The organism is Halobacteriovorax sp. ZH5_bin.2 (assembly GCF_043196375.1).
Taxonomy (GTDB): domain Bacteria; phylum Bdellovibrionota; class Bacteriovoracia; order Bacteriovoracales; family Bacteriovoracaceae; genus Halobacteriovorax_A.
The window spans coordinates 24433-40321 of record NZ_JBEBMJ010000005.1 but is presented as its reverse complement, the minus strand read 5'-3'; the positions used below and the strand labels follow the sequence as shown (position 1 = coordinate 40321).

Annotated in this window: 10 protein-coding genes; 3 read left to right on the top strand and 7 right to left on the bottom strand. The window is 37.3% G+C overall.

Features of this window, described 5'->3' with window-relative positions; genetic code table 11:
• Nucleotides 1–34 precede the first annotated feature (34 nt).
• The gene (locus ABMA76_RS12835) at nucleotides 35–2125 is read right to left on the bottom strand and encodes an AMP-binding protein (RefSeq protein WP_393061797.1); all 2091 of its coding nucleotides are present in this window, start codon (nucleotides 2123–2125) and stop codon (nucleotides 35–37) included.
• Nucleotides 2118–2777, bottom strand: a complete 660-nt coding sequence (lexA, locus tag ABMA76_RS12830) for a transcriptional repressor LexA (RefSeq protein ID WP_392908588.1) — start codon at nucleotides 2775–2777, stop codon at nucleotides 2118–2120. The genes ABMA76_RS12835 and lexA overlap by 8 nt, the downstream gene beginning before the upstream one ends.
• A gap of 176 nt (nucleotides 2778–2953) precedes the next feature.
• Here lexA and ABMA76_RS12825 point away from each other — a divergent pair, with 176 nt between their 5' ends.
• Nucleotides 2954–3697: a hypothetical protein gene (locus tag ABMA76_RS12825; RefSeq protein WP_392908586.1), complete on the top strand. Its 744-nt coding sequence runs from the start codon at nucleotides 2954–2956 to the stop codon at nucleotides 3695–3697.
• A gap of 38 nt (nucleotides 3698–3735) precedes the next feature.
• Here ABMA76_RS12825 and ABMA76_RS12820 read toward each other — a convergent pair whose 3' ends face one another.
• The 3 genes from ABMA76_RS12820 to ABMA76_RS12810 are packed head-to-tail and all read right to left on the bottom strand — an operon-like array spanning nucleotide 3736 to nucleotide 9518.
• Nucleotides 3736–7752, bottom strand: a complete 4017-nt coding sequence (locus ABMA76_RS12820; RefSeq protein ID WP_392908584.1) for a hypothetical protein — start codon at nucleotides 7750–7752, stop codon at nucleotides 3736–3738.
• 55 nt (nucleotides 7753–7807) lie between these two features.
• Nucleotides 7808–8563, bottom strand: coding sequence for an N-acetylmuramoyl-L-alanine amidase (locus ABMA76_RS12815; protein ID WP_392908582.1), 756 nt, complete (start codon nucleotides 8561–8563; stop codon nucleotides 7808–7810).
• A 25-nt stretch (nucleotides 8564–8588) separates the two neighbouring features.
• Nucleotides 8589–9518, bottom strand: a complete 930-nt coding sequence (locus ABMA76_RS12810) for a class I SAM-dependent methyltransferase (RefSeq protein WP_392908580.1) — start codon at nucleotides 9516–9518, stop codon at nucleotides 8589–8591.
• Between the two features lie 183 nt (nucleotides 9519–9701).
• On the opposite strand from ABMA76_RS12810, the gene ABMA76_RS12805 reads away from it, so the two are divergent.
• Together ABMA76_RS12805 and ABMA76_RS12800 are read left to right on the top strand one after the other, a co-directional pair.
• Nucleotides 9702–10634, top strand: a complete 933-nt coding sequence (locus ABMA76_RS12805; RefSeq protein WP_392908578.1) for a hypothetical protein — start codon at nucleotides 9702–9704, stop codon at nucleotides 10632–10634.
• A gap of 34 nt (nucleotides 10635–10668) precedes the next feature.
• Entirely contained in the window at nucleotides 10669–13797 is a 3129-nt protein-coding gene (locus tag ABMA76_RS12800) for a hypothetical protein (RefSeq protein ID WP_392908576.1), read from the top strand.
• Between the two features lie 32 nt (nucleotides 13798–13829).
• Here ABMA76_RS12800 and ABMA76_RS12795 read toward each other — a convergent pair whose 3' ends face one another.
• Together ABMA76_RS12795 and ABMA76_RS12790 are read right to left on the bottom strand one after the other, a co-directional pair.
• Nucleotides 13830–14183: a response regulator gene (locus ABMA76_RS12795; RefSeq protein ID WP_392860572.1), complete on the bottom strand. Its 354-nt coding sequence runs from the start codon at nucleotides 14181–14183 to the stop codon at nucleotides 13830–13832.
• Nucleotides 14184–14281: 98 nt separating this feature from the next.
• Complete coding sequence (locus ABMA76_RS12790; RefSeq protein ID WP_393061795.1) at nucleotides 14282–15874, bottom strand: peptide chain release factor 3; 1593 nt, start codon at nucleotides 15872–15874, stop codon at nucleotides 14282–14284.
• Between the last annotated feature and the right edge of the window lie 15 nt (nucleotides 15875–15889).

Genomic DNA, 15889 nt, shown 5'->3' with positions numbered 1-15889 from the left:
TATGTAATTGAGTTAGTAAGAAGTTGTTAGAAAGTTAAGATTTGAATATTTTTTTAAGAAGATTTAAATAATTTTCTTTCTTCATAAAGTGAATATTATGAGAAGCATCTTTGATTACATAACTTTGAAAATTGACGTGATTAGATTCAATATAGGTATCGCAAAATGATTGATACTTCTTATCTAATTCACCGCATATGTAATGATAGGAGATACCTTGTGGCAATTCACCTAGATCTCTTAAGTCTCTTTGATTGGCAACTGAGAGCATTTCTGAGACTTGTGACCAGCTTTCGACATATTTAACAAATTCAATTTCTTTTTGTTTTAGCATTTTAGTTGCACTAGGTGAGAGCTTGATATCCTTAAAGACACCTTGGTCATACCATTTGTGGAAGAATGTCTCGGCCTGTGCATCATTAAATAATTTTGAATCGTGATGTAGACGCTTTTTTCTATCTTCTTTGTTGCCTATAAATCCAGGTGCTCCCGATTCATTAACAAAATTCTTTATCGCTTTGGTATTTACCAATCTCTTGTCGCGTAGGATTTCATTGAAAAGACGGCCAGACATTGAATAAGTAATGAAGTGAATTTTTTTGTCGGTCTTTGCATCGATTTCTACGATTGAAGAAATTAATTTCTCTTTAAAAGTATCAAGAGATTTTAGCTTCCTATTTTTTCCATGCCCTGGCAGATCGATATAGATGAGTAAGTAGTCCTTGGCCAGGTGCTTTGTCACTTCTTCAAGCTCAAGTGCGTTACCCATAAAGCCGTGACTTATAAAGATAATATCTCCGTGAGGATCTCCTTGGGCACTGATATAGACATCTTCATTAAAGTTCATAAAAAGCAAATTCATGAGAGACTTAATTTTTTCTCGGCCGATTTTTACACCGACTTGCAGCTCTTTTAGGTCATGGGCCTTGTATAGTAAGTGAGGCCTCTCAAATGAGATGAGTTCATCTTCAATAATTTTTTGAGCATCACTAAGTGAATGGTTATCGCAGAAGGTGAGAGCAATAAGGTTCTCATACTTCTCATTCTTTATAGGGGCCACATAAGCATTATTAAAATATTTTGATAATTTCTCTTCAATAATTTCGGGATTAATATTTTCAGCGGCCTTTTGAAAAACAAAATCGCTTCGCCCTAAGATAGTGTAATTGCCATTTTCATCTAGTTTAACGAGATCGTTGGTAATGTATTTTTGATTAAAGTCATCACCATATAAGTATCCAATGGCGATACTCTTTCCTTCTAAGACGCATTTTGAATCGATGATGCTCACCTTGCCATCCATCGGTTTCCCACAGGTGCTTAAGAGTTCATTATCTTTTGTAAAAGGTGTTGCTAAAAATTGTGCACAACTTTCACTTGCTCCAAATGAGTTTGAAAGATAAATGCCAGAACTTGTGGCCTTTTGAATAAGGGCAGTTGAAACTTTTGATCCTCCAAGAACAATTCCCTTTAATAGCTTCATCCTTTTGATCATTTGGTCTGATTCCATAAGCCTTGCAAGTTGCAGTTGGACAAGTGAGCAAATTGATATTTGTGGATTTTTTAAGAGGTCATTTTCGAGTTGGCCTGCATCGACAATTGTTAATGAACTTCCTGCCACAAGACTTCGCCATGCAATCATGATCCCACCAATATGAAAGAGAGGCAGGGATAAGGCCCAGTTGTCTTGTTGGTCAATTTTATAGTGATTAACAGTTGCTCTTGCACTATTTAATAATGATTCTAGGCTAAGCCTTACGCCTTTAGGTTTACCTGTTGATCCTGTTGTATAGATAACACTAGCACATGATTGATGGGACTTTATCTTTTTAGGCCCTGCTTGAGGTAGGTTATCAAGAGCATAGTCTGAAGCTGAAGATTCAAGTCTTCTGTGATCAACTAATATTGGTGTCACCCCATTTTCAATTAAACTAAAGTAATTAAGGAGAAAAGAGATATTATTTTCTGGTAGCCAAGAGAGAACTTTAAAACTTGAGTCTTCAATAGCTACCTTGGATATTCTTTGGCGTAATTCTTCATATGTAAGGACACATTTACCATTTTCATAGATAAAAGGCCCATTGGTATCTTTAATAAGCTTGGAGATATAACCAGTGTTATTCATAACTGCGCATTAGCCCAACAACCACACCTGCAATACGAAAGTCATTAGCTTCTGTAATTATAAAAGGTGAGAGGCGATCATTTGCTGGATGTAGCTCTACTGAGTTCTTCTTCTTAAAGAAGTTTTTAACAGTCGCTTCATTATCAACAAGTGCAATGACCGTTTGTCCTTGGTTGGCATTTTCTTGGGCACGGCAAACGAGGATATCACCTTCATGAATACCGTCGTTAATCATTGAGTCACCCTGTACGTTAAGGGCAAAGTACTTACCAGGACGAGACACCATATGATTTGGCACGAGAGTGTGCTCACTTGGGTTTTCAATGGCCTCAATAGGGTTTCCGGCCGCCACATCTCCTAGGAGTGGGACTTCACTAAAGTTCGCATTTGAATTCGTCAAGGCCGACATTTGCTGATCAAGCTCTTTTGGTGAAAGTTGTTCTTCGTCTAAAATTTTAATTCCACGTCGCGCATTCCAGTCGACTTCAATTTTTCCGGCCTCTTGAAGATAGTGCATATACTTATTTACGGAACCGAAAGACTTTAATCCAAAATGTTCCTTAATTTCTTTCTGAGTAGGTGCATAGCCTTCAGCCTGAAAGTAATTCTTTATATAGAGATAAACTTGGTTTTGTTTCTTTGTTAATGCCATATTAATATGTTATGCGTAAGATATGCGTAAGTCAACATAAGTTTTATTCACATTATTTGTGAATATATTTCACGGTTTTTGTGAAAAAAACTTACAATCAAATTTCATCCCTTTCTTGAATTGACGTAGGGCCTTGAAATAGCTACTTATAGGTCATCAAATTTAAGGGAGGGTTCATGAAATCGTTTACAAGTTTAAGTCGTTTGGCAGTTATCGCTACATTACTATTTAGTACGAATGCATTCTCTCTAGATGCTGAAGCGCTAAATAAAGCGAAGTTCGAAAAACTCGATGCAAGAGATCAAGAACAGTATCTTGAAATCGTTGATCGTGAAGTAACTGAAGTTTATCCTCGTTATGATCTAGTTTATAGCAAGCTAACAAACGAGAAGAGTAGCGCAGGACTTGGTGAAGTCTTTATGACAGTTGATAAAATCTTGGCCCTAGGGCAAAAGATTTGGAAAATTGTCGATGCAGGAAAGCCTGTTAGCAGCACTAAATTTACAAAGCCAATTAGTATCATTCCAAATATGGAAGATGTAAATGGAACATTCTCTTCAATGTCTCATTGGAGAGCACCAATTGTTCGCTCATTTAAAGTTGCTTATCGCAATGGATTTGGATCAGAAGTTATTTCATTTGTTTACACTGTTGTTTTTCAATACGGTGGAAAGTTTGAAGGGAAAGGTTCTTATATCACAGGGCTCTTTGTAAGCGCTAGTAATGTGAGTGTTTCTTGGGGATTCAACTTTTCAGCTTCAAGTGAGATTATGTCGATTGCAAACCAAGGAAGCATGGATTCACCAGTAGCTTCTGCAGTAGTTAATATCAATTACAAAGCTTCATCAGTTCTAAAATCGATTGATGAAACGGATATCTTCTACGTAAATGGTGATGGCCTACTACAAAGAATGAATTAAGAATTAAAATAGAAAAGGCTTCCATTGGAAGCCTTTTTTTATAACTTATTTGCCTCTTTTAATGCATCCGTTAACATTGATTTAAATCGATCAAGCCTTTCTTCTTGCTGATTCTTATGCTTCTTAGACGATGCAGCTTCTGCGCTTAAGTTTCGTCCTTCAATTGCTGGTGCAATAATCTCTCTAATCATATACTCGCGAGCACGAACACCTGTTCTTGTTTTTGTGATTTTAGACCACTTGAAATCCTTCTTATCAATGATATTAAAAAGATCTCCAGCATTGATCGTAAACTCTCTAAAGAAACCTCGTAGGCCTCGAGAGCGCTTCTTCATACGGTTAAGTTCTGTTTGAACAAGAGCGTAGGAGAGTTGGTCTCCAAATGATCCGTCACTAGTGTCTTTCGTTAATGCATTTGCTAATAGCTTTCTAAGGTTTGGATCCTCGGCAATATTATCGATCGCTCCTTCTTCAACTTTCTTGAGAATGTATTCTTTTAGTTCACGTCCCTCACGTGTTCTCATAATATCTGTTAATAGGCGGTTATTAGTAATGTCGTCTATTTTATCTAAAACAAGATTATCTGGTCCATTATAAGTGGCCAGCTCTTTTTTGAATACTTGGTTTAGGTTCATACCTAATTGCGATGTGATAAGATTCTCTAACATCTCACTTTCCATGAGGGCCTTGGTATTCTGAGCAGTCGTTGAGCTTGGGTTATCAAGACTATGTCTTTGCATTGCAATTGTCGTGTTGTGAATTGCTTGATCACAGATTGCTGTATTATTATCACATGAATACTTAAGAATAGAGCCAACTAATTCAAGTGTTGAGATAAGCTGGGCATTAGGCATTCCATCACTAGAACCTTCCTCTTTAAAACCTGCCTCTTGAGACTTTGCAGGGATCGTTAAAAGAATATCCATGACCTTGCCAAGCTGATCAGGGTTCTGATCACCATAGACTTGAACAAAGCGTTCCTTCACTTCTTCTTTGGCCTGCTCTTCAAGCTTAGTCACACACGTATTCATATTCGCTGTGGCCTCTTCAAGACTAGGCTTATTTGGCCGATCAATACATCTTTCAAATTCACGGTAAGCTTGAGATCTTGTGAAGTCTTCTAAAGTACCATTTGGATTTGCAAATTTATTAAGATCAGTAAGTAGTGTTTTTGCAATACTCTTCGCAATATTCCCAATCTCACCACTTAGGCAATCCTTAGCGTTTTCTTGTGCCTTTTCATCATCTTCTACAGAATTAAGGCACTTCATTAAATCACTTGAAGAAGATTCAGTAAGCGCTTTCACTTTATTAGGTTCACCGCTAAAAAGAGGCGCAATCGTTTCTTTAATTATTTTTGGCGCTAGTGAGCGGTACGCATCTTTTACTGTCACTGACATACAGACGCTTGCTGCCTGTGTCGCATTAATTTCATCATTAATTTCTTTTTCTCTAAGAGTATGATCAAGACAAGTGTTAAGTTGTGTACTAATTTTATTCTTAGCAACTTCAAATTGTTCTTTCGTGAACTTAGATTTAAAGTCCTCTAATGTTTTATCAATAGCACTAGGAGCAACACGTTTAATTAGAAGTGGTGTTAGGGTATCAACATTGCTATCAAGGTTTCCTGGCCCACTATTGTTAATATGGTTTTCAATAAAGCGCTCAAGTGAGCTCAATTCAGTGGCCGGTAAGTTAAAATCTTTTACTTGCCCATTGGCCATCTCTTTTGCAATTAGACCAATAACACTTCTTTGTGTTTTGAATGTACAAGATGAGATCGTATCATTCATATTTTCTTGATAAGAACTTAATTTCGTATGTTTACCCAAATCATTTTCAAGACACGACTTCATACCATTTTGAACACGTGTAAGCTCTTGTGGAGAGATTGCGGATTCAACAACGCTATCAGCGATTCCTTTATCACTTGTGGCCTTGTAAATACTATCTTTTAAGATAGCGCCTGAGAGTGAAGTAATCGCTCCAGTTAAGCACTGGTTAATGAGGTTCTCATTTACATCTTTTGTGAGATCTCGATAAATCTTTCGCTTAGCATGTTCAACACAAATCTCGTAATCTTTTATAATTCTCTGTGAGAGTTGTGCTCTTTTTTCTTTAGTCATTCCGAGAGAGTCAAATTGTTTATCAAATTCGATTGCCAGTATTGACTTGGCCGCTTGTGCTGTTGCCATGGCCGTAATAAAGGCCGAACACTCATTTCCATCTGTCGTCTTCTTAGCACTCATACATGCTGGCAGATGTTTGGTCTTAATTTCTTCAATTAAAAGATTTTTCTCATCTTGTGATAAGCTCTCTGATATTTTTGGGTTTGTTAAGATAGCAATCTCAACAACATCGTAAGTCGCACTTACTTTTAAGCTATCAATACATTCACCAATGGTCTTCGTAAATTGTTCGGTACTCATTTTAGCAAGGACTAAATACTCTTGAGGCGTTTGTCCTTTTCCATTTACAATTGGAGCATAGCTACAGTTATTTGACTTTCTTAAGATATCTCCAACGATTGCATTGTTCTCAGTTTTTCCTGTATATGCCTTTATTGCATCATTAACACGTCCTGCACGTGTGCGATGGTAACTTTCAAGAATACCTGTATAAACACATCCTTTGACAACTGAAGTGGTATCGATGATTTTTTCAAATTTATTGAAGTTTTCATTTACACACTTCATATATGCATTAGTTGATTTTGCCTTTAGAGTAGGTAGGCCATCTTCTGGTGTGAAGTTAAGTCCTATTTGTTTTTCTAATTCCTTTTCACCAATTGAAAGAGCTATATTATTGGTGAATACATTGGAACACTCAATAACTTGATCCTTACGTACTGCTTTTTCTAAGCATTTATCAAGATCTTTAAGGTATGGTTCAACAAAGGCCTGTTTTTCTTGGGCATTGTTGAATGTTTTCATATCATCTAGTAAGAGATTAACGACTTCTTTTGAATATGCACTTGCTAGATCTCTAATCTTGTCGAAATTTCCAATATCCTTTTTATTGATTTCATCAAAGATTTCTTTAATTCTAGGATCACTTAAGTTTTGAGAAATTGCACCAATATTTTTGAAAGTCGTATAGAGAAATTCTTCTTTATCAAATGGGTTTATCGTTCCAAAGAAATTAAAGACGCCAATGGCCCCACTTTCGATAACACCCATTGTTTTGTCGCCAAAGTCTGCTTCTTCAATATTTGAATAACTTAATTTTGCTTCAAGAGACTTACGGTGACATTCTTTTTCTAGTTCGCGAAATTCGTTAGTAAGCTGCTCTCTTTCTTTTGCAATTGAAGTTCTTTCGTATCCATTTAGTTTTGAGATAATTTCATTTAATTGCTCATTAAGTTCAATAGCGGGTGTAATAAGGTTTGCAATACACTCTGATGCATTATTGCAAACTACAATAGCAGAGTCTTCACTGTAAGTTGTATCTTCAAGAGTTGACACAAAATCTGACTCAAGTTGGTATTGCTCTTGTAATTTATTTATTGGTATAAATTTTCCATCACTAGAAATTATCCCAGCGAGAAGTTCTTGCTGCTTTGATTCACTTTTACAAATTATAGGTGCAGCACTGGCCATTTTAGAAAGTCTAAGTTTTTCTATATCAATAGCTAGGTGAGTAGGCCTTACTTGTGTTTTTTTAGTTGCTGATTTTAGAATACAGCTAGATAGCTTTTCATTTGTATGATGCTTTGTTGGAAAGTAGGCAATAGGCACATCAAGCTTTAAGATCTTATGCTTTGAATCTCTTTGGTTATATCTTGCTGGCGGAATTTTGTAGCTAATACTATCGTTATGACAAGAAACGAAATAACTTGTTAATTGAAGAGCACGAGGGTTAGGGACTCGAGTACAGCTTTGTTCATAGACAATAGTATTGCGATCTAAAATGGTGGCACTACATATCGGTTGGGCAGTTTGTGCTGTTGCTTGAATATTTCCACGCTTTAACACGCAGGCCGACAGCTCGTCTGAAGCGTAGACTTGAATAGAAGCTGTGATGAATATGAATAAAGTAGCAATAAAACGATACATTTCATTGATCTTTTCGGAATAAGTTCTTTAATACTTGAGGGAAATATTGAGGTATTTAAAATAAATTTGGGCCAGAGATCGAATCTAAATAGCTAATAATTCCTTTGGCCGAATACTTTGCATAGAGATGGTGGAACCAATCATCAAGTACTAGAGATGCTTCACTGGAATTTGTTAAAAAACCGGCTTCTAATAATATAGAAGGTCTTTTAGAAAGGGCCAATACATAGAATAGGCCTGGCTTTAGGCCTCTGTCTTTCATTTTGTAATTCTTTGTTAAAAGCTTACCTAGTTGATCGTGGACTTGTGTTCCAAGCTTCTTTGACTCAGGTGCAACCCTTTCAACCACAAGATCTGTAAGGATATTATTGATAATGACCTGTTTGCCTTCAAGGTCACGGTTTTCAACAGCTTCAATCTTTGCAATGGCCGCGTCCTGGTGATTATTTAAATAATAGGTTTCAAAGCCACTTGAGCTACTGTCTTCGGCCGCATTTAGATGAATCGAGATAAAGATGTCGGCCTTAATAATATCGGCCATATCAGCTCTTTTTTGCAATGAAACCGTTTTATCAATTGTTCTCGTTAGGTAGGCACGGTGCCTCTTTGTTTGATTGATATACTTCTTTAACTTTAGAGCAATCTTAAGAGCAACATCTTTTTCACATATAATATTTAATTTCTTTTTTCTCCATACTTTTGCCTTGGCACCACAGTCCTCTCCACCGTGACCTGGATCAATGAGAACAGTCGCTGAAAACGTCTGCGTTGTAAGTATTATGGAACAAAGAAGAAGTAAGTTTTTAATCATGTATACTTATTATATGGATAACGTTCTAGCTGTGCAAATGGATTTTATAAAGCTTGTGAATCTTTTGGTCATGAAAGTCTTCAGGGATGCTCCATTTGGTCATATCCTTGACTTCAAAGCTATTTTGAACACTATCGCTTAGTTTGAAGCTACGTAAATTATTTGAAAAATAGAGGATACCATTTTCATTTAATAGCTTTGAACAGTGCTCAACTAACATTTCATGATCTTTTTGTACGTCAAAGACTACATCCATCTTCTTAGACTTAGACATAGAAGGAGGGTCGAGGATGATGATATCATATTTCTTTTCTTGTTTTTGTGCTTCTTCTTTCAAATATTTCAAAACATCTTCTCTGATAAAAGAATGTTTATTGAAATCTAATTCGTTTAATTTAAAATTTTCTTTTGCCCAGTCGAGGTAGGTATTAGACATATCAACACTTGTTACCGTGGCCCCTGCATATGCGCTTGCAACAGATAAGCTACCTGTATAACAAAAGAGGTTTAAAACGTTCTTTCCTGAAAAATTCTCTTTTGCAAGAAGTTGCCTTAGTGGCCTGTGATCGAGGAAGAGCCCGGTATCAATATATTTATTTAAAAGTAGTTTGAATTTTAGATCACCTTCTTTAGAAACAAGTGGAGTTTCTCCTTTCGATTTTTCATATTGAAAGTCTTGGCCTTGAACCTTCCTTTCCTTAATAAAAATATGCTCTTCATTTAATTGGGTATGTTCTTTGATTGCCTCAATTAAGAGAGGAAGGTGATTCTTGTCAGCGTCAATCTTATCAATACTACGCTTGTAGATAACACAGTATTGCCCGTGAATATCAACAATAAAAGGGAAGTCTGGGATATCTCGATCATAGAGTCGAAATGAATCGATATTATTTCTCTTGGCCCATTTCTTCTTGTGTCGATAAAGCTTTTTGATACGGCCGTTAATTGCGCTCATGAGAGATCCTTTATGATTTTTAAGCAATTGATATCACAACGATTATGCTTGATTTTTAATATTTTACAAGTATCCGACTAAAGTATGCGGTTAAGTTTACCGTTAAGCATGACGATATTACGAAAGCTTATCAATTTTAACATATATATAATTGATTCACATTTTTTTCGTGAGGAGAGTTTAATGAAATTTATGGGAAGAAGTATGCTTGCGCTTTATGCGTTTGTAGCAATTTCTGGAAGTACTTATGCAAGTATCTTTACTTTTGGCGAGCTATTATTAAAGCCTGTCTCTATCAAATCTAAAATTGTAAAAGAAGGCGTTTCTGGTGGCTCTATCACTAGTTTAAAAGACTCTATTCACAATAGTGTTGCTTCTCTTTCACATGGCCATGCAAGCCTGAGTGATGGCCTCGCCGCTGTCAAAGTAGATGCAACAAAAGATGATGCAGCAAAGATTGGCCGCATCCAGGCGGCATTAAAAATGAATCACGACACAGTAACGGGACAAGAGTTCAAAGATATCGTTAATGATCTTGCTTATATCGCTTCTGTCTACGGAGAAGATTCAAGTAAGCTTCTTAATTGTTCTTATTGTAAGTCTGACCAATTAGCTACTCTTGGTTTTAAGTCAAATATTACAGTTATTGCTGATCCTAGTTTAAAAAGATTAGTTTCTCGACTTCCTAAGAGCTCAACAGCGATCAGTCGCTATATTAGTAAAATGAGCCGAAAGGGGAATGCGAAAGATATTACACGTTACCTCGATTCTGGTGATCGTAAAACACTTGCTCTATTTATGAGCTTCAATGATCGTGGTGCTAAAAAGGAATATAAACAATTCTATGAAGCCGTGGCCAAGTACAATTCTGATAAGAGCGGGAATGTAACTTTTGCAGGCCCTACAGCAAAAGCTACTTTTTGGAAAATCATTGACGGTAAATTTTCTCCTCAAAGAGCTGCAAAACTTGCTAAGGCAATTAATGAAGCGGCCAAGAAGCCTGTCTCTAAAAGAGAAGATGAGTTTTATAAGCAGCTTTATAAAATCAGCGACAAAACTCCCGAGACGGCAAATAGTATTGAAGAGTTAAAAGCTAAAAAGTGTTTTTTCAAATAATTAATTTAAATAATAAAAGATAAAGGTATAGCGTATGAGTGATACTAATAAAAAATTTAAAGATCTTTATTTGCCAGTTCTCGGAACTGTTGCAATTGGGGCTGCTGCTTTCTTTGGGGTATCTCAATTAAAGCATGGTGATTATCGAAACCCATCTTCAGATGGAAATTTTAAAACGGCCTATGAAGCCTGGGCCGATCTTCAGTATTCAGGAGCATCTTACAGTGCGAAGGCACTTCTTGTTGATGACCAAACACTTCCAGGGATGCTTGGAGGGGTTACATACGGTGCGGAAAAAGAAGCTTCATCTTCTCTTCTTACTCGTGTTATGTCTCCGTCGACGGCCATCATTAAAAAGAATATCGATACACTCTCTGATGAAAATAAGGAGAAATTCTTTCGTGACTTCTTAGAGAATTACGCAAAGGATTCCAATGGTTTTCGTACTTATAAAGACGTCACAACAGGCAAGAAAATTGATCTTGCAAGAGATGTCGTAGACGGTGAAGGTAACCCTAAGGTTATTGATTTAACTGAGCTTAAGGCCACTGATGTTAAAACAGCTGACTTAGCTACTTTAGAAAAAGTTTTCTATAATCTATTTGAGCAAATGGAAGATCGTGCAATGAGTTTCATTAAGCCGACAATTAGGCGTAAGTTCTTTACAGGAAACCTTCCTGGACTTCCAAAGATTGTTAAACCAGAAGGTGGCGGCTGGTATAATAAGCCACATAAGTTTCTTGGTAATAAACGAGATTACACTGAATGGAAGCCTAACTTTGGTAAGGCCGAAAGATTCCTAACAGATGCCCATGGTCACGGTGGTGGTAATGGAGGTTGGGAAATCAACTTTAAGGCGCAGAATACTTATGGTGAGTTTGAAGAGATGGTTGCATGGTTTAGAGAGTCACTTTCTCAAGTCGTGCGTGATCCTTTAACTGGAAAGAATAAGGTTCAATTATTCCAGGCCCCTGGTCACCAAAGAATTGTTTTTAGAAAGCATCCTGATCTTGATGAAGGAAAGCTTTCTGAGTTTTACCGTGCAATTCAATCATATATTGTTTTAAATGGTATTAAAGGAAACTCTGGAATTGAGTTTGCTAATTATAAGAGTGTTCAAACAGAATCAAACCTTTCTAATCTCTACCATGGTGGACGTGGTGTTATTAGGCCAGATGACCAATGGAAACCATGGGTACAAAATACTGGTGGTTTAGGAATTGAGTTTAGGGCCGGTACGAAAAACCTTGCACCAGCTAGATTCTATCAAACAACTCTAGCTGCTCGTATTGGGGCAAATGACTTTAGTGGTATTGCAAGTATTTCTGACTATAACTTAAATAGCCCTGAATTTAGAAAGCCTGAAAGTATTGCATCTCGATTTGGTATTGAAATCGATGTTGTAAACCAAGCACTCGATAATATGCAAAAGGCCGGAATTAAGGCCGACTACCGTGTAATGTTCTGGGGCTGGACAGAGCCTGAGGTCGCATTCATTGGTGATACAAAGCGTGAGATCATTAAAAATCTTGTTAAAGATTATACGCAAAAAGTTGCTCTTCTTGATCCTAATATGCCTGAAGCGCAATTAAAGAAAGAAATTCGTGAAATGAATCGCACTTGGGTTTCAGCATCAAAACTAATTGATGATCTTGAAGCTTATATGCGTCCAAAGAAAATGGATTATAACGAGCTTACAATGGACTTTAAGGCCAATATAGATGCTCCTAATCGAGTTGCAAACCCGGTTGATGTTAACAAAATCGATCTTGGTATTGAATACTCTGGTAAATTTCCACTTAGACTTAAGTCGATCACTTCTAAAGAGCGACTTGAAGATGGGAAGCGAGCTTGGGTACAAACCGTTATTGACTTATCATCTGAAGAGCGTGAAGCAATCATTAAAAGAGTTGCTCAAGATCTTTATAACGAAATTGGCGGTGAAGAAGGTGAGGCACCGGTTAAGCTAGAAGTTGACGGTCACGGGCATGGACTTGATGTTGCCTATGCGATCCGCGACAATAAAGGGCGTAAGTGGCAAGTAGAGTGGGACGGTATTGGACGCTCTTATACTCCTTCTGGTGAAATTATTGCTGATTCTCCTCGTGGGGGAACAATTGAGCTAATTACACCTAAGTTTACTCCGACAATCGAAGAAGTATCATCAGTTTATAAAGCTTTTGAAAAGAATAATGTTCTACCTTCTCTAATGGCCGGTGGGGGGCACGTAAATATTGACCTTGCTGCATTTGATGGAAACCCTAAAGCACTTGCAAGATTCTTAACAATCTTCCATGAGCATAGAGGAATCATTTCACTAATGTTTCAGCATATTAATCGTACCCACACATCTGAGCCTGTTGAGGTAAGTGAAACACTAAGAAAGGCACTAAAAGACTTCAATGGTACAGAAGAAGAGCTTAAGAAACTTCTATACAATGAAAGGTACTTTAACACTCGCTTTGGGCGTAAGACTCGTTATATCCAGCTTGATGTTTCAGCTTACTTCCAGGATGTTATTCCAGAAGAATTTGTAACAGATGACTTTGATATCTCAAATCCAACTGTTGACTGGAGAAGAACATTTAGGGTTGATCCTAAAATTAGAAAGGCCGAGTTTAGAATGTTCAATGCTCCACGTGATGCAGCTGAATCAGCAATGCAGATTCAGTTAGTAAGAGCAATGCTTGATAAGGCATTAAATAGTACTGAAGAGCTATCTGCTGAAGTTGATCAGACGACACATTTTGACTACGTTAAGAAGCCTCAAATGGCAGAAGATGATCTAAAGAAGCTATGTGATGATCTTGGGCTTGATATAAATCAATTCCGTACAGCTGCAATGGAAGGTCTATCAATCTCTCAACTTGAGTCACAAAAAGTGTTCTTTAGAAGTATTGATGAGAAAATGGCCATTCACCCACATCAGCCAGGTTGGGGGAAAGCTGTTGAAGCAAGAAGTTCAGAGAATGCTCTTAATTCAACAGGGCGCCAGTGGACACCAGGGCCTGCGGATGAGCTAAATACAATGAATAACGACCATCGTATTCGTGCAGCTCTTGCTGCTCAGGAGATGAGACAAGAGATTGTTCCAGCTCGTGAACTACCAGGTGAGTTTGTCAGAACGAATAGTTGTGAAGAGTTATTAAACGAAATTTTATAGAAAAGAAAAGGGCCTCAATCGAGGCCCTTTTTTTATGCTTGTAGATCTTGAATATAATCCATAAAGACTTGATGACGAATTGGCTTGTAGAGAATGTCATGAGCGCCTAATTCTTTAACTTCATCAAGAGAGACTTCTTGGTGGGCCGTGACAAAAATAAATTTTTTAAAGTCTAGGCCTTCGATAATTAAATTCTTTAAGAAGTCGATACCATTCATCTTAGGCATACGAATATCTGAAAAAATATAATCAAATTTTCCATTTTTAACTTTTTCTAGAGCTTCTTCACCATTATAAGCGACTTCATAATCGAGTCCGATACGATCAAACATATACTGATAGAGCTCTACTAATTCAACTTCATCTTCGACAAATAAAAACTTCAATCTAAAAATCCTGTTGTGTTGTGCTACGCTGCCTTAAAGACTCTTAATCATAGTTAATTTTTATTTGTTTATCAAGTAATTTAGTTTGACTGAGTTAACTACTTGAAATCATTCGTTTTGAAGAATTCAACATCTGCATACTTTTCCGTCGCAAGTTTAAGATCCCATTCTGTACGATAAATAAAGCATGGTCGATCTTTAATATCAAAGGCGATATTTGCACTATAACGAAAGATAAATTCATCCTTAATTTTTTCACTAGGGAATTTTATCCATCTAATACCGTTGTAAGGGAAGCCTTCGTATTCACCTTTAACATTATATTCATCTTCAAGTCGGCGTTGGACAACTTCAAATTGAAGGGCCCCTACGGCACCTAGAATTTTCTCAGTTGAATTATGACGTCGAAATAGCTGAACTGAACCTTCTTCTGAAAGTTGTTGTAGTCCCTTATCGAGCTGCTTTCCTTTCATTGGGTCTTTTAAGAGAACTCTCTTAAATAACTCCGGAGCAAAGCTTGGAATCCCCGTAAACTGCATGATTTCACCTTCTGTGAAAGTGTCTCCAATTTGCAGCTTTCCTGAGTCATGAATACCAATAATATCTCCTGGAATAGCATATTCTGTAATCTCACGATCTTGTGCTTGAAAGATAAGTGGTGTTGCAATTTTTATCTCTTTACCAGTTCTTGCTAGAGTAACTTTTTGTCCTCTCTCAAAGCGACCTGAACAAACGCGAATGAAGGCAACGCGGTCACGGTGCTTCTTGTCCATATTGGCCTGAATCTTAAAAACAAAGCCACTAAATTTTTTCTCACTAGGATCAACTGTACGAGTTTCGCCGTTTTCAATTGGTGCAGTGATAACTTCTCGTTTACCAGGGCCTGGAGCATATCTTGAGAAAGTATCAAGAACTTCTTTGACACCAAAGTTATTAAGGGCCGACCCAAAGTACATTGGTGTCATAATTCCAGCAAGGAACTCTTCTTCATTAAACTCAGGCATAAGCTCGCTAATCATCATGAGGTCTTCCTCGAGTTTCTCTAACAGAACCTCTCCGACAAACTCTTTGATATGATCAGCACTTAAGTCACTAGCATCAATGATATTAGGGCTAAATGGATCTTCAGCGTCTTTAAAGCTCATGATCGTTTTATTTCTAAGGTCGTATACACCCTTGAAGTCAACTCCTGAGCCAATTGGCCATGTCATTGGGACACACTGGATTGAACATGTCTTTTCAACGTCATCAATTAGTTCAAATGGATCAAGTGCATCGCGATCAAATTTATTACAGAAAGAAACGATAGGGGTGTCACGCATACGACAAACTTCCATTAACTTCTTAGTCTGTGTCTCAACACCCTTGGCCGAGTCAATCATCATCAGAACACTTTCAACTGCCGTAAGTGTACGGTATGTATCTTCAGAGAAGTCCTTGTGACCTGGAGTATCGAGAAGGTGCATGGCACGTTCGTTATATGGAAATGACATAACAGATGATGTAATTGAGATACCACGCTCTTTTTCCATCTCCATCCAGTCTGATTTTGCGTAATTACCTTGCTTACTCTTTACCATTCCAACGCTACGTACAACCTGACCAAACCATAAAAGCTTTTCTGTCATTGTTGTTTTACCCGCATCTGGGTGAGAAATAATCGCAAAGGTCGCTCTTTTTAAATCTTCCATTTAACCTATATCCTG

Bases quoted from the DNA above. Each gene is read 5' to 3' on its own strand.
- ABMA76_RS12835 (WP_393061797.1), bottom strand. From the start codon at position 2,125: ATGAATAACACTGGTTATATCTCCAAGCTTATTAAAGATACCAATGGG.
- lexA (WP_392908588.1), bottom strand. From the start codon at position 2,777: ATGGCATTAACAAAGAAACAAAACCAAGTTTATCTCTATATAAAGAAT.
- ABMA76_RS12825 (WP_392908586.1), top strand. From the start codon at position 2,954: ATGAAATCGTTTACAAGTTTAAGTCGTTTGGCAGTTATCGCTACATTA.
- ABMA76_RS12820 (WP_392908584.1), bottom strand. From the start codon at position 7,752: ATGTATCGTTTTATTGCTACTTTATTCATATTCATCACAGCTTCTATT.
- ABMA76_RS12815 (WP_392908582.1), bottom strand. From the start codon at position 8,563: ATGATTAAAAACTTACTTCTTCTTTGTTCCATAATACTTACAACGCAG.
- ABMA76_RS12810 (WP_392908580.1), bottom strand. From the start codon at position 9,518: ATGAGCGCAATTAACGGCCGTATCAAAAAGCTTTATCGACACAAGAAG.
- ABMA76_RS12805 (WP_392908578.1), top strand. From the start codon at position 9,702: ATGAAATTTATGGGAAGAAGTATGCTTGCGCTTTATGCGTTTGTAGCA.
- ABMA76_RS12800 (WP_392908576.1), top strand. From the start codon at position 10,669: ATGAGTGATACTAATAAAAAATTTAAAGATCTTTATTTGCCAGTTCTC.
- ABMA76_RS12790 (WP_393061795.1), bottom strand. From the start codon at position 15,874: ATGGAAGATTTAAAAAGAGCGACCTTTGCGATTATTTCTCACCCAGAT.